Genomic DNA, 20496 nt, shown 5'->3' with positions numbered 1-20496 from the left:
TAAACACAAGACCTAGTGGTTATAAAATTAATTGAACACAAGATACGGGAAAATTTAGGGTAGATCAATATTGACATTTTGCTAAATATTTTTCTGAAGTTTTATCTTAATCTTTTGCAAAAAGATCCCAATTTTTATTGATTCTTGCATAAGCCTTATCCGGCAAGGCATAGCATATCAAAGCTGGCAAAAAGTGCTTATAGATAACATTGTGGATAACTAAAAAGGCCTGAATCAACTAGTCACATTTTGTCCAGATTCAGCTTTGATCAATGCAAATAAGCCGACAAACGGTAGTTAAATGCACATTCGAGTGAAATGTGCACGATAAAATATTACAAAATGCTACTTTGATGTATTGGTTTGGTGAACGCTATCTTGTTTACAATGTAAACGTGTGTATATTGCAAGCATATTAAAAACGTATCTATTGGATTTCAAAAGGATACGTCCGTAGCATGCGTCCATCAAATAAAGGGGCAACACATGAGCCAAGAAGAAAAGTTACCTAAAATTCTAATTGTTGAAGATGATGAGCGTCTTGCTCGTTTAACACAAGAATACCTCATCCGTAATGGTCTTGAGGTTGGGGTAGAGCCGGATGGCAACCGTGCTATTCGTCGTATTATTGCTGAGCAACCAGACATGGTGGTTCTAGATGTCATGTTGCCAGGTGCTGATGGTTTGACCATCTGCCGTGAAGTTCGTCCACATTATCATCAACCGATTTTAATGCTGACTGCACGTACTGAAGATATGGATCAGGTCTTAGGTCTGGAAATGGGTGCAGATGACTATGTCGCTAAACCGGTTCAGCCGCGTGTCCTGCTGGCTCGTATTCGTGCTTTATTGCGTCGTACCGACAAGGTGCCTGAAGATGAAGTGGCTCAGCGCATCGAATTTGATGACCTGGTGATCGACAATGGTGGTCGTTCAGTGACCTTGAATGGTGAGCTGGTTGACTTTACCAGTGCAGAATATGACCTGTTGTGGCTGCTGGCTTCAAATGCGGGCCGCATCCTGTCACGTGAAGATATCTTCGAGCGTCTACGCGGCATCGAATATGACGGCCAAGACCGTTCAATTGATGTGCGTATCTCGCGCATTCGTCCAAAAATTGGTGACGATCCTGAAAATCCAAAACGTATTAAAACAGTACGTAGTAAAGGTTATCTATTCGTCAAAGAAACTAACGGTATCTAATCGGTGCCTTTAGCCGCCTGAATAAACAGGATAATTAATAGGTGTTTAAACACAGTATATTTTTGCGGATATACGCAGGCCTGGTCATGCTTGTGGTCCTGGTGGCAGTATTCAGCTATCTGCTGGTACAGATCATCAACTACCAGCGTGCGCAGGAGTATCGTGAATCCCTGACTAATGGTATGGCATATATCATCAGTGAGGGGGTTGCGAGACAGCCTAATCTGCAGCAAAAGATGGATTGGGTTTCAGATGCGTCTGATCTGTTGGAATTGCCGATCTACTATGTCGAAGCCAGTAAAGTGGATATTACCCGAGCGGAAGGTCGACGTCTGGCTGACCGTAAGGCAGTCGTGCGTTGGGATGCTAAAACTGGGGTAGCTTATATTGTCATTGGGCTACGCGATGATCCAAGTCATTATCTTTATATTAAGGCGGATAATATTACTGAACGTCAGATGAAGGCTTTACCGGTCTTTATTCTGGACTATCTGGTGTACTACCCAGGTCAGGAAAAAGAATACCTGAAGCGAATTCAGGACTATTTCTCTTATCCAATCTCGATCGAAAATGTCCAGAGCCTGCCACTAGATTCTGAGCAGATCGGACGTTTGCGTCTGGATCACAGCATTATTTTATATCGTGATAGTGCCTCAATTCGCGGCACTACAATTTCGATCATTTCTCCTATTCCTAGCTCGACGTCTGAAGTGCTGGTGATGGGGCCAGTGCCGTTATTTAACTGGATGCCATTCCAGTTAGCTGCCGGGATTACCTTACTGAGCCTGTTTGTCTTAAGTCTGGGGATTTATGGTCTGCTGGTGCCAATGCAACGTAAACTGCGTGAAGTGAGCTATGCCCTGAACAAGATGAAAACCGGGAACATGTCATTGCGTCTTCCGGTGGAGGGCAGTGATGAGATGGCGACGCTGGCTTCCAGCTATAACAATATGTCGGACCATATTCAGCGCCTGATTGAAGCGCAGCGTGAATTGATGCGTGCTGTATCGCATGAGCTGCGTACACCGGTTGCCCGTATCCGTTTTGCTGTGGAAATGATGGCAGATGAAGACGACTATGATTATCGCTTGCAGCAGGTTGAGCAGATCGATAAGGATATTGAAGCCTTAAATACCTTGATCGATGAAATCATGACCTATGCCAAACTGGAACAGGGCATGCCTTCAATTGAATTTGAAGATATTGATCTGTTTGAAGTGCTGGAGCAGGTGGCCGTCGAAACAGATGCTCTAAAAACTGGCAAAGAAGTTGAAGTGCTGCCAATGCCAGTACCTGTAACCGTAGAAGCTGAACGACGTTACCTGCATCGTGTGGTGCAAAATCTGGTGGGTAATGCAGTACGCTATTGTGAGCAGAAAATCCTGATCAGCGGCGGACTAGATGCTAAGGGCATGGCGTATATCTGTGTAGAAGATGATGGTCCGGGGATTCCAGAAGCTGACCGCGCCCGTATCTTTGAAGCTTTTGCCCGACTGGATGATAGTCGTACCCGTGCTTCAGGGGGGTATGGTTTGGGCTTGTCTATTGTCAGCCGGATTGCTTACTGGTTTGGTGGAGAGATTCAGGTCGATCAAAGTCCGACACTGGGTGGTGCACGCTTTATCATGATTTGGCCAGCCAGCCGTTACGGTAAAAAAATCAAGCAAAAACCGATCGAAAAGCTGGAAAAAGCTGAAGTGTCAGATCAATCAGAATAAGAGTTTAGGTGAGAAAAAACGATACATAGGTATCGTTTTTTTATGGCTATTTAAAGGGGATTATTCATGGATGGTAGCATCCGGTTCAATCAGTGGCTTGCCTTCTTTCAGGCTGTTTAAGGCATCAGAATTGAAGTTGATCAGTAGCTTGTTATTTTTAACATCTACCTGATAGCTTTGGATTAGCTTTTGGTCACCAGATAAGGTTTCAAGCTTGTACTCATCGGCAATATTCATAATACCGTCTAGGTTAATGCTGGAAGAGGCATAGTCTGTCTGGAAAAGTTTATGAATATCCCCTAAGTCAAAGATTGCATTGCTGGCATCCTGATGTTTTTGGATATAGCTTTCTACATGTCGCATCAATAATTGAGCAAAGAAAAAATAATCAGGTTTATGGGTAAATCGTAGAGACATGCATGGACTCCTTATTGTTACTTTATAAATGTCATAGTGGGTTTAAAAATAGAAATATCATAATCTGAATCAAACTGTTGGACGTGTTGCAAAAATACACAATTGCTCTTTTAAGGCTTACCGAGAGCGGGCAGAAAAGGGCGACTTCTAATTGAATGACAACATTCATGTTAAACATCTTTTAAAAACACACTGATTTTTTCGAGGCATTATGCAAAGGTGAAATGTTTTTGATTGATTCTTTATAAGTTTCTTTTCATGGGGTGGGTAGCCAGCCACTGTACAAGGAGTGAGGCTTAATTAAGCAGGGCTTTAAAAGTCTATCTGGGTTTAGAAAAAAATAATGGAAATTTAAACTTTAATTTAAAAAAACGATCGGTTGAGATTCTCTGAGCTTAAAGCCAGAATAAAATTAGGAATGTCTAAAAAATCATCCAAAAGACTAAGGCTTATAAGCTAGCAAGTGAAATCCAAAATCAGGTACAATTGGCGGGATTAATTTTGTGTTTGGTGTATTTGAAGGCCAATACATACATTCTTTGTTAATAAATCGGCCTGCCAGGAGTTATCCCCGCATGAGTGCCATTACTCCATACGAATGGGCAATTATTGCCTTCGTGATCGGCGTTACATTTTTATGCGTCTTTATGCTCACTGTCCCATTACTCCTCGGGGGTAAATCATGGGGCCGTGCCAAGCAGGAGCAGTTTGAGTCAGGCGTAGTCAGCGCAGGTGGAGCTCGTATCCGCTTGTCTGCGAAATTCTATTTAGTTGCAATTTTCTTTGTAGTCTTCGACCTCGAAGCACTTTACCTGTATGCATGGGCATCTTCTGTTCGTGAAGTAGGTTGGATTGGTTTTGCAACTGCAGCTATCTTTATTTTGGTTTTACTTGTTGGTTTGGTTTACGAATTATCGACAGGCGCACTGAACTGGGCACCTTCAGACAGACGTAAAGCAGCAGGATACAAAGCTAAAATTGGTTCGCCAAATATGGATCTTGCAGAAATTACGCGCTTCAACTCAGTTGAAGAATTGGTTATGGATCCAACTGGTCAAATCCCAGCTCAATCATCTGGTCTTGTGAAAAAATCACAAGTTCAACCCTCTGATAAGGAGTAACTCGGGATGAAATATACATTAACCCGTGCGAATCCGAATGCTGATGAATATCCACTTCAAGAGCGTATCGTTGTAGAAGATCCGCTTCTAGAAGAAGAAGTGAATAAAAATGTGTTCATGACTCGCCTAGAGGATGTAATGCACACAGCAGTGAACTGGGGTCGTAAGAACTCAGTTTGGCCATTTAACTTTGGTACATCTTGCTGCTACGTTGAATATGCAACGACTTTGACCGGTGTACATGACTTGTCACGTTTTGGTGCCGAAGTTATCCGTGCTTCACCGCGTCAGGCAGACTTGATGATTGTAGCAGGTACATGCTTCGTGAAAATGGCTCCGGTAATTCAACGTCTGTATGAACAGATGCTTGAACCGAAATGGGTGATTTCAATGGGTGCGTGTGCGAACTCAGGTGGTATGTACGATATTTATTCAGTCGTACAAGGTGTGGATAAGATTATTCCGGTAGATGTATACGTTCCGGGCTGCCCACCACGTCCTGAAGCATTGATCCAGGCTTTAATGCTGTTACAAGACCAAATTCAATTAGAGCGTCGTCCGCTGTCTGCGGTAATCGGTGATGATCTTAAGCCAGTGTATAAGCCAAAGATGATGCCGGAACGTGACCGTAAGAAAGACCAGCGTGTGGCTGTGAAGAACTTACGCTCTATGGATGAAATTAAATAATTTAAACGACCGGTTTTTTGTTGTGCACCCGCTATGGGTGTAGTTGTCGTTTAGGTTGACTGAATTTGTATTAAATAGGAAGCCAAGCCAATGGCTGAAACTGACATTGCTATGCCAGAATCAACAGCAGTTGATTCACGCCCAGCATTTGCCATCATTGAAGAGCTCAAAACCAAGTTTGGTGAGAACTTCTTTGTGCAAACAACTTTCGAGGATTTCCCGACAGTTTGGGTTGAGCGCGCACGTGTACAAGAAGTATTGATGTTCTTGCGTACCGTGCCACGTCCATACGTGATGCTATTCGACTTGTCTGCAGTAGATGAGCGTTTACGTACGCACCGTGACGGTTTGCCTGCGTCAGAATTCACAGTGTTCTATCATTTATTATCTTTAGAGCGTAACTGTGACATTCGTATTAAAGTTGCATTAAGCGACAGCGATCTGAATATTCCGACCGCAACGAATATCTGGCCAAATGCGAACTGGTATGAGCGTGAAGCTTATGACATGTTCGGCATCAATTTCGAAGGGCATCCAATGCTCCGTCGTATCTTGTTGCCAACCTACTGGGAAGGTCATCCGCTACGTAAAGAATATTCTGCACGTGCGACTGAATATACTCCGTATATTCAAGACAAAGCCAAGCAGGACTTTGAACAGGAACATCTACGTTTCGTGCCAGAAGACTGGGGTCTGAAGCGCGGTAATGCAGATGAAGATTTCATGTTCCTGAATTTGGGTCCTAACCACCCGTCTGCGCACGGTGCGTTCCGTGTAATTTTGCAGTTGGATGGTGAAGAAGTGAAAGACTGTGTGCCAGATATCGGCTATCACCACCGTGGTGTGGAAAAGATGGCTGAACGTCAAACTTGGCATTCATTCATTCCGTATACTGACCGTGTGGACTATTTGGGTGGTTGTGCTCAAAACATGCCGTATGTGATGGGTGTGGAACAATTGGCAGGCATTACTGTGCCAGACCGCGCACAATGTATCCGTGTCATGATGTCGGAATTGTTCCGTATCAATAACCACTTGCTGTACATCGGTACTGCGATTCAGGATGCCGGCGGTATGACCCCAGTATTCTATATGTTCGCTGACCGTCAGAAAGTGTATGACATCGTGGAAGCGATCACCGGTTACCGTATGCATCCAGCATGGTTCCGTATCGGTGGTACTGCACATGACTTGCCAAATGGTTGGGAAAAACTGGTTCGAGACTTACTCGACTGGATGCCTAAGCGTTTGAATGAATACTACACTGCAGCACTGAAAAACTCTGTATTTGTGGGTCGTACCCGTAATGTGGCTCAGTACGATGCGAAATCTGCATTGGCATGGGGCGTAACAGGTACTGGTCTGCGTGCTACAGGTATCGACTTTGACGTACGTAAATACCGTCCATATAGCGGTTATGAAAATTACGACTTCGAAGTACCGGTTGAGTACGAAGGCGATGCATATGCTCGTGTGATTGTTCACTTCCGTGAAATCGAACAGTCACTGAAAATCATTAAGCAGTGTCTAGAGAATATGCCATCTGGTGCGTACAAAGCGGACCATCCGCTGGCTGTTCCACCACCAAAAGACAAAACATTACAAGATATTGAAACCTTGATTACGCACTTCTTGAGCGTTTCTTGGGGTCCTGTAATGCCTGCAGGTGAATCATCTGTGATGGCAGAAGTGGTGAAAGGTGCGTCGACTTATTATCTGACTTCAGACAAGTCAACCATGAGTTACCGTACCCGTATTCGTACACCAACTTTCACGCATTTACAGCAAATGCCTTCTGTGATTAACGGCAGTCTTGTATCTGACTTAATCATTTATTTAGCGACAATCGACGTCGTAATGGCTGACGTGGATCGCTAAGGGGTAAACGCATTATGATGATTTTGACTGATAAAAAGCCACGTGTGAATGTTGAAGGGATTTTAACTTCGGAAGAAATCCACGAAATTGAACATCACATTGGGCATTACCCTTACCCACGTGCAGCGTGTCTTGATGCGCTGAAGTGTGTACAACGCCGTAATGGCTGGGTAGACGATGCTCAAATGAATGCCATCGCGCAAATGCTCAGCATGAGCCTTGCCGATTTGGAAGGGGTTGCAACGTTCTATAACCGTATTTACCGTCAGCCAGTGGGTCGTCACGTAATTTTACTGTGTGACTCAATTGCATGTTTCTTGATGGGTGCGGAGACTTTAGCAGAAGCATTCCAGCGTGAATTGGGTATCCAGTTCGGCCAAACCACAGCGGATGGCCGTTTTACCTTGCTTCCAATTTGCTGCCTAGGTAACTGTGATAAAGGTCCAACCCTCATGATTGATGAAGATACTCACGGTCTCGTGGAAGTAACATCAATTAAACAGTTATTGGAGAAGTATGTATGAATACCGAACCAAAACCAATTTATGGCGACGGTAACCCGGAAACGCATCCACTGACTTGGCGTCTAAGCAAACAAGCAAATGTCCGTCATGTCGATGACTATGAAGCGCTTGAAGGCTATGCAGGCTTTAAAAAAGCCCTGTCTATGACACCGAAAGAAGTGCTGGAAGTTGTAAAGGCTGCAACCGTAAAAGGTCGTGGTGGTGCAGGCTTCCCGGCAGGGATCAAATGGTCGCTGATGGCGCCAAATGACAATTCAGGTCCACGTTACCTGATTTGTAATGCCGATGAGATGGAACCAGGTACCTTCAAAGACCGTCTGTTGATGGAAGATCTTCCGCATCAGCTGATCGAAGGTATGCTGATTGCAGCTTATACCCTTGAAGCAACTCAAGGTTATATCTTCATCCGTGGTGAATACATCGAAGCGGCGAAGTACCTGAACGAAGCACTTGAGCAGGTTCGTGCCAAAGGTTACCTGGGTGACAACATCCTGGATTCTGGCTGGAGCTTCGAGTTACACGTGCATACCGGTGCGGGTCGTTATATCTGTGGTGAAGAAACTGCATTGATTAACTCGCTTGAAGGTCGCCGTGCAAACCCGCGTACCAAACCGCCATTCCCGCAGGTTGCAGGTGCTTGGGGTCGTCCTACGATCGTGAACAACGTAGAGACCTACAACAACTTGCCAGCCATCATGTTGCGTGGTCCAGAATGGTACATCGGTCTGTCTGCAGGTAAATCGAAAGATCCTGGCACAAAAATTTATGGTGCTTCAGGTAAGGTGAAATTCCCAGGTCTATGGGAACTGCCATTCGGTACCACTGCACGTGAAGTGATTGAAGAACATGCCGGTGGTATGCGTGACGGCCTGAAGCTGAAAGCATGGTTACCCGGTGGTGCATCAACTGACTTCCTGGCTGCCGAGCATATCGATCTTCCGATGGATGCGGAAAGCATCATGAAAGCAGGTTCACGTTTAGGTACCTGTCTATTGATGGTGGTTGATGAAACTCAATGTATGGTTTCAGCAACCCGTAACCTCGAAGAATTCTTTGCGCGTGAATCATGTGGCTGGTGTACACCTTGCCGTGATGGCTTACCTTGGGCGGTGAAAGCGCTTAAAGCACTTGAAGATGGTACTGGCAAGAAAGAAGATATCGATCACTTACAAGAACTGACTCGTAAGCTTTGGATTGGTAAAACTTTCTGTGCTCACGCACCAGGTGCTATGGAACCGTTAATGGGCGCACTCAAACATTTCCGTGGCGAATTTGAAGCGAAAGTCGTAAATGCTGCCGCTCAAACCCGCAACGTAGAACAAGCTTAAGGAATTCGACTATGGCTACAATTCATGTCGATGGAAAATCGTATGAAGTCAACGGCTCGGAAAACTTGCTGCAAGCATGTTTGAGTCTTGGCATCGACATCCCATACTTTTGTTGGCATCCATCCTTAGGTTCTGTCGGTTCTTGCCGTCAATGTGCTGTGACTCAATACGCGAATCCAGAAGATACGCGTGGTCGTTTGGTCATGTCATGTATGACACCGGCTGCTGACAATACCTACATCTCGATTGAAGACAAAGAAGCAAAAGATTTCCGTGCTTCTGTTGTTGAATTCTTGATGACCAATCACCCGCACGACTGTCCAGTCTGTGAAGAGGGTGGCCACTGTCACCTGCAAGATATGACTGTGATGACACAACATGACCGTCGTCGTTACCGGTTCACCAAGCGTACGCATTACAACCAAGAACTTGGTTCGTTCATTGCGCACGAGATGAACCGTTGTATCGCATGTTACCGTTGTGTTCGTTATTACAAAGACTATGCGGGCGGTACGGATTTCGGCGTATATGCAAACGCTTCTCGCGTTTATTTCGGTCGTCCGGAATCAGGTACTTTGGAATCTGAATTCTCAGGTAACCTGACTGAAGTTTGTCCGACTGGTGTATTCACCGATAAGACTCACTCAGAACGCTATAACCGTAAATGGGACATGCAGTACGCACCAAGCGTATGTCATGGCTGTTCTTCAGGTTGTAACATCTCTCCAGGTGAGCGTTATGGTGAGCTTCGTCGCGTTGAAAACCGTTTCAACGGTGAAGTTAACCAATACTTCCTGTGCGATAAAGGCCGTTTCGGTACCGGTTATGTAAACCGTAAAGACCGTCCGCGTCAGCCACAGTTCCGTACTGGCACGAATGTAGAAACTGTTTCTGTTGATACAGCATTGGATACCGTAATTGCGAAAATCCAAGGCAAAAAAGTACTGGGGATCGGTTCACCACGTGCATCGCTTGAAGCTAACTTCGCACTACGTGAGTTAGTTGGTCAAGACAATTACTCAACCGGTATGGCTCAAAAAGAGCAAAATTTGGTTGAGCTGGCTGCATCGATCATGCAAACCGAAGGTGTTTATAACCCGAACATGCGTGAAATCGAAAGCTATGATGCGGTACTCATTCTGGGTGAAGATCTGACTCAAACTGCGCCACGTATGGCTTTATCTGTTCGCCAAGCTGCGAAAAATAAAGGCAAGGAAATGGCTGCAGAGCGCCGTACCCAAGAATGGCTGGCTGAACCTGTACAACGTATTGCCCAAGATGCGAAATCTCCGATTTACATTCTGGCTGCAACACAAACACGTTTGTCTGACGTTGCGGAAGGTGAAGTGGTTGCTTCTCCAAATGACATCGCACGTTTAGGCTTCGCGATTGCTGCGGGTGTGAAAGGTGAAGTCATCACTGGTCTTGATGACGATGCGAAAGCATTTGCACAAACCATTGCAGATACGCTGAAAGCTGCCAAGAAACCACTGATCATCTCTGGTACAAGTCTACAAGACGCAACCATCATGGAAGCTGCTGCACAAGTAGCACAAAACCTGGGTAATGCGGGCTTGACCTTGACTGTTCCTGAAGTGAACTCAATGGGGCTGGCAATCTTCGGTGGTCAAAGCCTTGAGCAAGCATTTGCACAAGACTATGACACTGTCCTAATTGTAGAAAACGATCTTTACCGTCGTTTACCAGCGGCTCAGGTTGATGCTGCGCTTGCAGGCAAACAGGTGATCGTATTGGATCACTCTGAAACTGCGACTGTGAAGAAAGCGAACATCGTATTGTCTGCTGCCTCATTTGCTGAAGGTGATGGTACTGTCGTTTCTCAAGAAGGCCGTGCACAACGTTTCTATCAAGTGTATGACCCTAACTACTACAACCCGGAACTGGCAATCAAAGAATCTTGGCGCTGGTTACACGCACTGGAAACAGGCGTACAAGGCAAAGCGATTTCTTGGACAGTACTGGATGATGTCATCGAGTCAGTAGCAAGCAATGTTCCTGCACTTGAAGGTATTCTGGATGTAGCACCAGATGCGGGCTTCCGTGTACATGGTCTGAAAGTGGCACGTGAACCACGTCGTTACTCAGGCCGTACTTCGATGCGTGCGCCATTGTCTGTCCACGAGCCGAAACAGCCAACCGATATCGATTCTGCATTAACATTCTCTATGGAAGGTTATGTGGGTAATGAAACACCATCTCCACTGATTCCATTTGCCTGGTCTGCAGGCTGGAACTCACCACAAGCCTGGAACAAATACCAGGATGAAGTGGGCGGTCACTTAAAAGGCGGTGATTCAGGCGTTCGTTTATTCGACCGTTTACCAAAGCGTCCAGCGCGTAGCTTCGTCGCACCAGCACCTGTGCTCGTAAATGCTGAAAGCTTCCGTCTGGTACCAATGCATCACATTTTTGCATCTGGTGAGTTCATGATCAAAACTCCGGCAATGGAATCACGTATTCCTGACGCAGTATTTGCAGTGGGCGAACAGGATGCTACACGCTTGAACCTGCAAGACGGTCAGAAGATCACTGTGAAAGCAGGCGAGACTTCAATTGTTCTTCCTGTACAAGTGATTGAATACTTACCAACAGGTTATATTGGCTACCCAATTGGTCTTGCACCAACGGTATCTCTTGCAGAGCCTGTTTCAGTCGCGGTAGGAGCGTAATTCATGGAACAAGAATTAATCCGTCAAACGCCGTTGTGGGCTGAAAACTGGCCAATCGCCTATTCAGTACTTCAAGCGATCGTGATCTTACTGGTTGTAGTACTGATCGCTGCGTTGATGTCTTTTATTGAACGTCGTTTACTCGGCTTGTGGCAAGACCGTTACGGTCCGAACCGTGTAGGTCCGGGCGGTATGTTCCAGATTGTTGCCGACATGCTGAAAATCATGTTCAAGGAAGACTGGACACCAAAATTTGCTGATAAATTGACTTTCCGTATGGCTCCAGCAGTTGCGATGGCAACTGCGGTGCTGTCGTTCATGGTTATTCCTGTATCACCTTACTTAGGTGTTGCAGACATGAGTATCGGTCTGTTGTTCTTCATGGCAATGGCAGGTATTGCGGTATATGCAGTACTGTTTGGTGGTTGGTCTTCTAACAACAAATACGCATTGCTTGGTGGTCTACGTTCAGCAGCACAAACCATTTCTTATGAAGTGTTCTTGGGTATTTCCCTGATGGGTGTAGTGGCAATTGCCGGTTCATTCAACATGCGTGAGATCGTAGAAGCACAGAAAGATGTATGGTTTATTATTCCTCAGTTCTTAGGCTTCCTGATCTTCGTGGTTGCAGGTGTTGCGGTAACTCACCGTCACCCATTTGACCAACCAGAAGCGGAACAGGAACTGGCGGAAGGTTACCACGTAGAATATGGCGGTATGAAATGGGGGATGTTCTTCGTTGCGGAATACGTAAACGTAGTACTGATCTCTGCATTGATCGTAACCCTGTTCTTCGGTGGCTGGTTAGCACCATTTGGTCTTGATTTCCTTCCACCAGCATTCTGGTTCATTATTAAAACAGCATTCTTCGTAATGATGTTTGTATTGGCGCGTGGTTCTTTAATGCGTCCACGTTATGACCAGGTGATGAACTTTGGTTGGAAAATTTGCTTGCCATTGGCGTTGGTTAACCTTTTGGTGACTGGTGCTGTGATTCTGTTGAATCAGGCCTAAGACAGCAGGGAGAACAAAATGTTTAAATTTCTAGCTGGATTCGGGTCAATCGTTCGTACGTTGTTCATGGTATTTACCCATGCAACGCGCAAACGTGACACCATTTTATATCCGGAAGTGCCAGCCGAAGAAATCGTGCCACCACGTTTCCGTGGTCGTATCGTATTAACGCGTGACCCAGATGGCGAAGAGCGTTGTGTGGCATGTAACCTGTGTGCGGTTGCATGTCCGGTAGGCTGTATTTCACTACAAAAAGCAGAACGTGAAGATGGTCGTTGGTATCCGGAATTTTTCCGTATCAACTTCTCTCGCTGTATTTTCTGCGGTATGTGTGAAGAAGCATGTCCTACGACTGCGATTCAGATGACACCAGATTTCGAATTGGGCGAATATGTTCGTCAAGACTTAGTCTACGAAAAAGAACACTTACTGATTTCTGGTCCTGGTAAATATCCTGACTATAACTTCTACCGTGTCACCGGTATGGCAGTTGCTGGTAAGGACAAAGGTCAGGCACAGCGTGAAAGTGCGCCTGTTGATGTACGGAGTCTATTACCATGATGTGGCCATTTTATTTAATGGCCCTTGTGGCCATCGTCTCTACGGTTCGTGTGGTAACTAACACGAACCCGGTACATGCTTTATTAAGCCTGATCGTTTCACTCCTTGCTGTAGCAGGGCTGTTCCTGATCGTGGGTGCACCATTTGCGGGTGCGCTTGAAGTCATCGTTTATGCTGGCGCGATCATGGTGTTATTCGTGTTCGTGGTAATGATGCTGAACTTGGGCGAACAGACTGTTGCTCAGGAACGCAAATGGTTGACTTCATCAGCTTGGGCTTATCCGGCATTGATGAGCTTCCTGATTGGTCTGATGCTGGTTTGGGTACTTAAATCAGATTACGTGCAGCCTTCAATGGTGATGGGCACAGAAATGGTCGGTCCTAAAGCGGTAGGTCAATCACTCTTTACGCAATACTTATTGTTGGTAGAAGTTGCCGCGATGTTATTGCTTGCATCACTTGTTGCAGCATTCCATTTGGGTAAACGTGAACCAGGTGCAGAAGAGGAACAACAATAATGGGCAACATCCCTTTAGAGCATGGTTTGATCGTTGCATCCATTCTTTTTGCACTGGGTTTTTACGGTGTAATGGTGCGACGCAACCTGCTATTCATTTTAATGAGCCTTGAAATCATGATGAATGCTGCTGCTTTGGCGTTCGTCCTGGCGGGCAGTGCATGGGCACAGCCTGATGGTCAAATCATGTTTATTCTGATTCTGACCCTTGCTGCGGCAGAGGCGTGTATCGGTCTTGCGATCGTCCTTCAGTTCTATCATCGCTTCCATCATCTGGATGTGGATGCTGCTAGTGAGATGCGCGGATGAGTTATTTATATCTAACAATTTTATTCCCGCTCATTGGCTTCGTCCTTTTAGCGGCAGGGCGTCATAAGCTTCCTGAAACAGTTGCAGCCATTATTGGTGTAGGGGCTGTGGGGTTATCGGCATTGTTCGCACTCATTGCGGGTATGGACTTTGTCAACAATGGTTCTACCGCGGTGGTGCAACCTCTTTGGACCTGGTTCAATGTCGGTGGTTTTGCACCGGGCATCAGCCTGCACCTGGACGGTTTGTCTCTGTTGATGCTGGGCATGGTGACAGGCGTTGGTTTCCTGATCCATATCTTTGCATCATGGTACATGCGCGGTGAACAAGACTTCGCACGTTTCTTCTCTTACTTCAACCTGTTCGTTGCAAGCATGTTATTGCTGGTACTGGGTGACAACCTGGCGTTGTTATTCCTGGGTTGGGAAGGTGTAGGTCTGTGTTCTTATCTGCTGATTGGTTATTACTACCAAAACCCTGCAAACGGTGTGGCAGCGATCAAGGCATTTACCGTTACCCGTATTGGTGACGTATTCCTGCTGATTGCCATGTTCTTGCTGTTCCAGCAATTCGGTACGCTAAATACTCAGTACATCGTAGAAAATGCTGCGGCTGTGATGACTCAAAGCTCATCATTGACCATCTGGACTGCGTTAATGCTGTTCTTGGGTGCTGCTGGTAAATCTGCACAGATTCCACTGCAAACCTGGTTGGCAGATGCGATGGCAGGTCCGACTCCTGTTTCTGCATTGATCCACGCTGCAACAATGGTAACAGCAGGTGTTTACCTGTGCTGCCGTCTGTTCACAGTATTTGAACTTGCACCTGAAGTGATGATGTTCATCTCAATTACTGGTGCGGTGACATTGCTGGTGGCTGGTTTTGCTGCATTGGTACAAACAGACATCAAACGTATTCTGGCTTACTCAACTATGAGTCAGTTGGGCTACATGTTTATGGCTGTAGGTGCTGAAGCATACCAGGCGGGTCTGTTCCATATGCTGACTCACGCATTCTTCAAGGCATTATTATTCTTGTCTTCTGGTGCAGTGATTCTGGCTTACCACCACGAACAAAATATCTTCAAGATGGGCGGTCTGTTCTACAAGAACAAATTCCTGTTTGCATGTTTCGCCATTGGTGGCGGTGCATTGGCTGCAATTCCATTCATCACTGTGGGCTTCTTCTCAAAAGATGCAATCCTGGGTGCGGTTTGGGTACAAGGCCAATCAATCGCAGTTTACAGCACACTTTACTGGGTGGGTGTAATCGGTGCGTTCCTGACTTCGATCTATACATTCCGTCTGATCTGGGTGGTATTCTTCGGTAAAGAAAACACACCTTACCATGCAATCAAGGGTGTAACTTACTGGGGTCCATTGGCAATTCTTGCAGTACTTTCAACTTTCGTGGGTGCAGCATTAAAAGCGCCTGTGGAAAGTATTTTGAATGCGGCTAAACTTCCTGCATTTGAAATTCCGGAAGCACTTGAACATGGCATGCATACTGCAGAATACACAGCAGTAGGTATTGCACTGGTAGGTCTTGCAATTGGCGTGGTGCTGTTTGCTTTTGCTTACAACGCTGTGAAATCTTTTGCGAAAACTTCTCTGGGTGCGGGCCTTGCCAACATCTGCCGTAATGCACTTGGTTTCGACAAGCTGTATGACATCGTTTTTGTGAAGCCTTATTTGTTCTTCGCGAAACTGTTCGGCCGTGATCCGATTGATGGCTTCTGGCTGGTGCTGCCTGCACTGGTTAAAGGTGGTCATAGCTTTACCAGTTCACGTCAAACAGGTTCACTGCGTGAATATGCATCTAGTATGGGGCTCGGTGTCGTTGTCCTACTGATGATCTTGCTCGTGATTCAGGTAGTGGGGAAATAAAATGGAAGCTCCAAACAATATTATTTTGCCGGCTCTGATCCTCATTCCGTTCATTGCAGGTTTTATTTGCTGGTTGGTCGATAAACTCGACCAACACCTTCCGCGTTATATCGCGCTGATTGGTATGTTAGTGACGCTGGTCTTGACCATCGTCCTTTGGCAGTCGGGTACTTATAACTATGAACTTGGCGGTGCGGCTCCTACGTGGGCAGCCGAGTTTAAATTGCCTTGGATTCAAACCCTGGGCATTAACATTCACCTTGCGGTGGATGGTTTATCTTTACTGATGGTTGGCTTGACTGCACTCCTTGGTGTGCTGGCAGTAGGCTGTTCGTGGGGTGAGATTCAGAAAAACGTTGGTTTCTTCCACTTGAACCTTTTATGGTCTCTGGGTGGTGTAATCGGTGTATTCCTGGCGATTGACCTGTTCCTGTTCTTCTTCTTCTGGGAGATGATGCTGGTGCCGATCTACTTCCTGATCGCACTTTGGGGTCATAAAGGGGCAGAAGGCAAGTCACGTGTATATGCTGCAACCAAGTTCTTCATTTACACACAGGTAGCTGGTTTAGTCATGCTGATTGGTATCCTTGGTCTGGTGACTGTAGGCTACACCATGACTGGTCAAATCCGTTTCGACTACAACTACCTGATGGGTGTAGCGAACATGCTGGATACACAAGCACCAGCAGTGGCTTATGCATTCATGATCTGTCTATTTATCGGTTTTGCGGTAAAACTTCCAGTTTTCCCATTACACGGCTGGTTACCAGATGCGCATGCACAAGCACCAACAGCGGGTTCTGTTGACCTTGCAGGTATCTTGATTAAGACAGCTGCTTATGGTCTGATCCGTTTCGTGATTCCATTCTTCCCGGCGGCTTCTGCACAGTTTGCAGACATCGCGATCATTTTCGGTTTAATCGGTATCTTCTACGGTGCTTGGTGTGCTTTCCAGCAAACCGATATGAAACGTTTATTGGCGTATACGTCTATTTCACACATGGGCTTCGTTTTACTTGCAATTTATGCAGGTAACATCCTGACCTTCCAAGGTCTGATGATCATGATGCTGGCTCACGGTCTGTCATCTGCAGCGCTGTTCATTATGTGTGGTCAGGTGTACGAACGTGTTCATACACGTGATATGCGTTTGATGGGTGGTATTCGTGGTCAGTTCCCATACCTTGCATTCTTCCTGATGTTCTTCATCGCGGCGCTTGTCGGTATTCCAGGTCTAGGTAACTTCATTGGTGAGTTCCTGATCCTGATGGGTTCATTCGGTAAATTCCCTGCATTCACAATCCTCGCTGCAATCAGCCTGGTATTTGCGGGTCTGTACGGTTTGATTCTGATCCATAAAGCGTTGTTTGGTGTTCCAAACGAAGAGCAAAAACAACACTACACAAATCCGTTAAAAGATTTAAATGCACGTGAAGTGGTAATTTTGCTGATCTGTGCATTTGGTCTAGCATGGCTTGGTCTATACCCACAAAGCTTCCTTGACGTTTCTAACTCAAGCATGGCGTGGTTAGCGAATAGCTACATTCCTGTGTCTGAAGCAGCTGATGCTGTGCAGCAAGCTGCCGTTTCAGCTGAAAATGTGGAGATCCAATAAGCCATGAACTTCACAATGTCTTTTTCTGAGCTTATGCCTCTAGCACCTGTGATGATCGTGTCATTGACTGCGATCGTCGTGATGTTGCTTACTGCAATTAAGCGTAACCATAACTTAGTTGCGACTACGACAGTCATTGGTCTAAACCTGGCGGCGTTGTACATTCTGTTCGTTCTGTTAGCGGGTCAATTTGCACCTGCCAATGTAATGAATCTGTTCCTCGTAGATCCGTTTACGATGCTGTATCAGTTTGTGATTATTGTGGCTGCACTGGCGTGCAGTACCTTGTCACATGCTTATATTGAAACCTATAAAGATAACCGTGAAGAACTATACATCCTGATGCTGACCTCCGTTGCCGGTGCGATGCTGATGGTGGCAAGTTCTCACTATGCATCTTTCTTCATTAGCCTTGAGCTCATGTCGATCCCTGTATACGGCTTATTGGCGTATACACATCAGCGTTCTCAATCGCTTGAAGCAGGTGTGAAATATCTGGTGCTTTCAGCAACTGCATCTGCAATGTTGTTGATGGGTATGGCATATGTTTATGCATATACAGGTTCTCTAAGCTTTGTCGCTGAACCAGGCAAACTATTAACTGCATTCAGTCAACCTGCTGTAGTAATTGGTCTGGCACTGATCGTATTCGCTGTGGGCTTTAAACTGTCACTGGCTCCATTCCACAAATGGACACCAGACGTATACGCAGGTGCTCCAGCACCAGTTGCAACTTTCCTTGCAACTGTGTCTAAAGTGGCAATGCTGGGTCTGTTCGTACGTTATGTATTGTCTTCTGGCTTAATCCTGTCAGATAGCTTCGTAACTATCATCAGCGTGATTGCAGTACTTTCCATCATTGTAGGTAACTTGCTTGCAGTGAAACAGGTGAACTTGAAACGTATCTTGGCATACTCTTCAATTGCTCACTTCGGTTATGTACTGGTTGCGATCGTATCTGCACGTAATACTGACTTTTTACAGGTTCAAGGTTTCGCGACTTTTGAAAGTGTAAACGTCTATATCATCACGTATGTATTGACTACGATTGGTGCTTTCGGTGTGGTAACGCTGATGTCTAGTCCGTATAACAATACAGATGAAGCAGGTAGCCTGGCGGAGTACCGCGGTCTGTTCTGGCGCCGTCCAGTATTGACTGCTGTATTAACTGTGATGATGCTGTCTCTAGCAGGTATTCCATTAACAGCGGGCTTCATCGGTAAGTTCCTGGTAGTGAAAACTGCGGTAGCAGGTGAGTCTTGGTTCCTTGCTGCGATGGTCATCCTGGGTTCAGGTATTGGTCTGTACTACTACCTGCGTGTGATGGTTGTCATGTATATGACTCCACCAGAAACACCACGTCTTGATGCTGTAAATCACTGGGGACAAAAAGTCGGCGGTATCATGGTATTGCTTGTCGCATTACTGGTACTGGTGATCGGTGTTTATCCAGATCCGATCATTGCGCTGTCTCGCTATGCATTCTTCGCAATGTCGCCTGAATTACAACAGTTTATTTTCACTTTGGTTCAAAGTGGTTTTAACTAATTCAGCGCAAGTTTGAAGTTATTACAAAAAAGCCTCCACGATTGGGGGCTTTTTTAGTTAAACAAATCCGGAAAAGTCTTTATAATAGCGGAAATTTATCTTTAACCTTCTAGGTGTTCTCCCGTGGCAATCCATGAAATCCGTCATCCATTAATTCGACATAAACTCGGTTTACTGCGTCGTGCTGACATTAGTACCAAGAACTTCCGTGAGCTAGCTCAGGAAGTGACTATGCTTTTGACTTATGAAGCGACCAAGGATCTTCCTGTCGTTGAGCATGAGATTGACGGCTGGAACGGACCGGTAACTGTAGACCGTATTGCAGGTAAGAAAATTACTGTTGTGCCAATTCTACGTGCGGGCATTGGTATGCTGGATGGTTTCCTGAATCTGATTCCAAGTGCCAAAGTCTCTGTACTGGGTCTGGAACGTGATGAAGAAACCCTACAGGCACGTACTTACTATAAAAAACTGGTTCCAGACGTACAAAACCGTCTTGCGATGATCATTGATCCAATGCTGGCGACTGGTTCTTCTCTGGTTGCTGCGATTGACGTATTGAAAGCCAGCGGCTGTAAAGATATTCGTGTGATGGTATTGGTCGCAGCCCCTGAAGGCATTAAACGTGTTGAAGAAGCTCATCCAGATGTGGTGATTTTCACTGCGGCGATTGACCATGGCTTGAATGAAAATGGTTACATCGTTCCAGGTTTGGGCGATGCGGGTGACAAGATTTTTGGTTCAGTTCAAAAAGACTAATATTTTTGAAAGTGAACAGAAAAGGGGCTTTTACAGCCTCTTTTTTATATACTGAATACTGACAGATACAGAGAAGGGGACGTTTATGGCTTCCGAGCAATACCAAGGAAAAGTAAAACAGTACAATCCAGAAAAAGGATTTGGTTTTATTTCTTCACCTGAAGGTGAGGTATTCTTTCATATCTCGGATTTCCCCGCCGATTCAGGTGAACCGAAGCGCAATGACCGGGTAAAATTCAATGTGGTCCAGAATGGGGATCGCTATAAAGCCATTAAAATTGAACGTGTAGAAGATAAATCGAAGAAAGCCAAAAAAGCCAAAGCGGTAGCAGTCAATACTTCGATTACATCAGCACTATTGTCGAATTTAAAGCGTTAATATTTGCTTGGAAAATTCATTTAAAAGAGGGCCTTAGGGCCACTGCTGTCCCATAGTTTGCTTTAAATAAAAAAACCTGAGTCCTAACAGTTAAAATATGAGTGCAAACAAACACTTTAACGACCAGGATTCAGGTTTTGTCCCATCAGAATACCGTATTTCATGAGCTAATTAAACCTCTTGTGCGACAGGATTTTGAACAACTTGCTAAAGTGCACCATGTTGGACAGAAATTTAGAGCGGCTTCCCGGTGGGATCAGTTTATTGCCATATTGATGTCTCAATTCTCTTGTAGGCAAAGTCTGAGAGATATTCAATCCAATTTGGAGTGCCAACAGGAAA

Annotated in this window: 19 protein-coding genes; 18 read left to right on the top strand and 1 reads right to left on the bottom strand. The window is 45.5% G+C overall.

All coding sequences use genetic code 11. The features are described from left to right. The first annotated feature begins 486 nt into the window (after window positions 1–486). Both bfmR and bfmS read left to right on the top strand, forming a co-directional pair. Window positions 487–1203 carry a response regulator transcription factor BfmR gene (bfmR, locus tag FTV12_RS13860; RefSeq protein WP_004785097.1) on the top strand — a complete coding sequence of 239 codons (717 nt, stop codon included), beginning with the start codon at window positions 487–489 and terminating at the stop codon, window positions 1201–1203. A gap of 41 nt (window positions 1204–1244) precedes the next feature. Then, window positions 1245–2921, top strand: coding sequence for a sensor histidine kinase BfmS (gene bfmS, locus FTV12_RS13855; protein ID WP_034705648.1), 1677 nt, complete (start codon window positions 1245–1247; stop codon window positions 2919–2921). A 60-nt stretch (window positions 2922–2981) separates the two neighbouring features. Here the strand turns inward: bfmS and FTV12_RS13850 are convergent, their stop codons facing one another. Continuing rightward, the gene (locus FTV12_RS13850) at window positions 2982–3338 is read right to left on the bottom strand and encodes a hypothetical protein (protein ID WP_004785094.1); all 357 of its coding nucleotides are present in this window, start codon (window positions 3336–3338) and stop codon (window positions 2982–2984) included. Between the two features lie 575 nt (window positions 3339–3913). Here FTV12_RS13850 and ndhC point away from each other — a divergent pair. The 16 genes from ndhC to FTV12_RS13770 form a co-directional block, all read left to right on the top strand. After that, window positions 3914–4459, top strand: coding sequence for an NADH-quinone oxidoreductase subunit A (gene ndhC, locus FTV12_RS13845; protein ID WP_004785092.1), 546 nt, complete (start codon window positions 3914–3916; stop codon window positions 4457–4459). Between the two features lie 6 nt (window positions 4460–4465). Continuing rightward, window positions 4466–5146: an NADH-quinone oxidoreductase subunit B family protein gene (locus FTV12_RS13840; RefSeq protein WP_004785090.1), complete on the top strand. Its 681-nt coding sequence runs from the start codon at window positions 4466–4468 to the stop codon at window positions 5144–5146. Window positions 5147–5236: 90 nt separating this feature from the next. Then, a complete protein-coding gene (nuoC, locus tag FTV12_RS13835; RefSeq protein ID WP_034702039.1) occupies window positions 5237–7024 on the top strand; it encodes an NADH-quinone oxidoreductase subunit C/D in 1788 nt (595 codons plus the stop codon). A gap of 14 nt (window positions 7025–7038) precedes the next feature. Then, window positions 7039–7548, top strand: coding sequence for an NADH-quinone oxidoreductase subunit NuoE (gene nuoE, locus FTV12_RS13830; RefSeq protein ID WP_004785086.1), 510 nt, complete (start codon window positions 7039–7041; stop codon window positions 7546–7548). Further along, window positions 7545–8876 (top strand): NADH-quinone oxidoreductase subunit NuoF, encoded by a 1332-nt coding sequence (gene nuoF, locus FTV12_RS13825; RefSeq protein WP_004785084.1) that lies wholly within the window; start codon window positions 7545–7547, stop codon window positions 8874–8876. Before nuoE ends, nuoF begins: the two co-directional genes overlap by 4 nt. Window positions 8877–8887: 11 nt before the next feature. Further along, window positions 8888–11566, top strand: coding sequence for an NADH-quinone oxidoreductase subunit NuoG (gene nuoG / locus FTV12_RS13820; RefSeq protein ID WP_159124298.1), 2679 nt, complete (start codon window positions 8888–8890; stop codon window positions 11564–11566). 3 nt (window positions 11567–11569) lie between these two features. Next, window positions 11570–12580: an NADH-quinone oxidoreductase subunit NuoH gene (gene nuoH / locus FTV12_RS13815; RefSeq protein ID WP_004785081.1), complete on the top strand. Its 1011-nt coding sequence runs from the start codon at window positions 11570–11572 to the stop codon at window positions 12578–12580. An 18-nt stretch (window positions 12581–12598) separates the two neighbouring features. After that, complete coding sequence (nuoI, locus tag FTV12_RS13810; protein WP_004785079.1) at window positions 12599–13141, top strand: NADH-quinone oxidoreductase subunit NuoI; 543 nt, start codon at window positions 12599–12601, stop codon at window positions 13139–13141. Continuing rightward, window positions 13141–13659, top strand: coding sequence for an NADH-quinone oxidoreductase subunit J (gene nuoJ / locus FTV12_RS13805; protein ID WP_180012387.1), 519 nt, complete (start codon window positions 13141–13143; stop codon window positions 13657–13659). The genes nuoI and nuoJ overlap by 1 nt, the downstream gene beginning before the upstream one ends. Next, the gene (gene nuoK / locus FTV12_RS13800) at window positions 13659–13967 is read left to right on the top strand and encodes an NADH-quinone oxidoreductase subunit NuoK (protein ID WP_004280769.1); all 309 of its coding nucleotides are present in this window, start codon (window positions 13659–13661) and stop codon (window positions 13965–13967) included. Before nuoJ ends, nuoK begins: the two co-directional genes overlap by 1 nt. Then, window positions 13964–15853, top strand: coding sequence for an NADH-quinone oxidoreductase subunit L (nuoL, locus tag FTV12_RS13795; protein ID WP_180012381.1), 1890 nt, complete (start codon window positions 13964–13966; stop codon window positions 15851–15853). The genes nuoK and nuoL overlap by 4 nt, the downstream gene beginning before the upstream one ends. 1 nt (window position 15854) lies before the next feature. Then, window positions 15855–17468, top strand: coding sequence for an NADH-quinone oxidoreductase subunit M (gene nuoM, locus FTV12_RS13790; RefSeq protein ID WP_004785072.1), 1614 nt, complete (start codon window positions 15855–15857; stop codon window positions 17466–17468). Between the two features lie 3 nt (window positions 17469–17471). Beyond that, on the top strand, window positions 17472–19016 hold the full coding sequence (gene nuoN, locus FTV12_RS13785) for an NADH-quinone oxidoreductase subunit NuoN (RefSeq protein WP_004785070.1): 1545 nt from the start codon (window positions 17472–17474) through the stop codon (window positions 19014–19016). Window positions 19017–19139: 123 nt separating this feature from the next. Next, complete coding sequence (upp, locus tag FTV12_RS13780) at window positions 19140–19775, top strand: uracil phosphoribosyltransferase (RefSeq protein WP_004785068.1); 636 nt, start codon at window positions 19140–19142, stop codon at window positions 19773–19775. Window positions 19776–19860: 85 nt separating this feature from the next. Further along, window positions 19861–20154, top strand: a complete 294-nt coding sequence (locus FTV12_RS13775) for a cold shock domain-containing protein (protein ID WP_180012379.1) — start codon at window positions 19861–19863, stop codon at window positions 20152–20154. A 137-nt stretch (window positions 20155–20291) separates the two neighbouring features. Beyond that, window positions 20292–20496: DUF4372 domain-containing protein (locus FTV12_RS13770; protein ID WP_180012377.1), on the top strand; the 205-nt coding region annotated here is incomplete at its 3' end.

The organism is Acinetobacter sp. YH12233 (assembly GCF_013417725.1).
Lineage (GTDB): Bacteria > Pseudomonadota > Gammaproteobacteria > Pseudomonadales > Moraxellaceae > Acinetobacter.
The sequence above is the reverse complement of the archived record's forward strand: the minus strand, read 5'-3'. Positions and strand labels throughout refer to the sequence as shown.

Excerpts from the sequence above, each read along its gene's own strand:
- nuoE (WP_004785086.1), top strand. The coding sequence starts at position 7,039 with ATGATGATTTTGACTGATAAAAAGCCACGTGTGAATGTTGAAGGGATT.
- nuoN (WP_004785070.1), top strand. The coding sequence starts at position 17,472 with ATGAACTTCACAATGTCTTTTTCTGAGCTTATGCCTCTAGCACCTGTG.
- nuoM (WP_004785072.1), top strand. The coding sequence starts at position 15,855 with ATGGAAGCTCCAAACAATATTATTTTGCCGGCTCTGATCCTCATTCCG.
- nuoJ (WP_180012387.1), top strand. The coding sequence starts at position 13,141 with ATGTGGCCATTTTATTTAATGGCCCTTGTGGCCATCGTCTCTACGGTT.
- nuoF (WP_004785084.1), top strand. The coding sequence starts at position 7,545 with ATGAATACCGAACCAAAACCAATTTATGGCGACGGTAACCCGGAAACG.
- nuoC (WP_034702039.1), top strand. The coding sequence starts at position 5,237 with ATGGCTGAAACTGACATTGCTATGCCAGAATCAACAGCAGTTGATTCA.
- FTV12_RS13840 (WP_004785090.1), top strand. The coding sequence starts at position 4,466 with ATGAAATATACATTAACCCGTGCGAATCCGAATGCTGATGAATATCCA.
- nuoH (WP_004785081.1), top strand. The coding sequence starts at position 11,570 with ATGGAACAAGAATTAATCCGTCAAACGCCGTTGTGGGCTGAAAACTGG.
- nuoG (WP_159124298.1), top strand. The coding sequence starts at position 8,888 with ATGGCTACAATTCATGTCGATGGAAAATCGTATGAAGTCAACGGCTCG.
- bfmR (WP_004785097.1), top strand. The coding sequence starts at position 487 with ATGAGCCAAGAAGAAAAGTTACCTAAAATTCTAATTGTTGAAGATGAT.
- ndhC (WP_004785092.1), top strand. The coding sequence starts at position 3,914 with ATGAGTGCCATTACTCCATACGAATGGGCAATTATTGCCTTCGTGATC.
- FTV12_RS13850 (WP_004785094.1), bottom strand. The coding sequence starts at position 3,338 with ATGTCTCTACGATTTACCCATAAACCTGATTATTTTTTCTTTGCTCAA.
- nuoK (WP_004280769.1), top strand. The coding sequence starts at position 13,659 with ATGGGCAACATCCCTTTAGAGCATGGTTTGATCGTTGCATCCATTCTT.
- FTV12_RS13775 (WP_180012379.1), top strand. The coding sequence starts at position 19,861 with ATGGCTTCCGAGCAATACCAAGGAAAAGTAAAACAGTACAATCCAGAA.
- nuoL (WP_180012381.1), top strand. The coding sequence starts at position 13,964 with ATGAGTTATTTATATCTAACAATTTTATTCCCGCTCATTGGCTTCGTC.
- nuoI (WP_004785079.1), top strand. The coding sequence starts at position 12,599 with ATGTTTAAATTTCTAGCTGGATTCGGGTCAATCGTTCGTACGTTGTTC.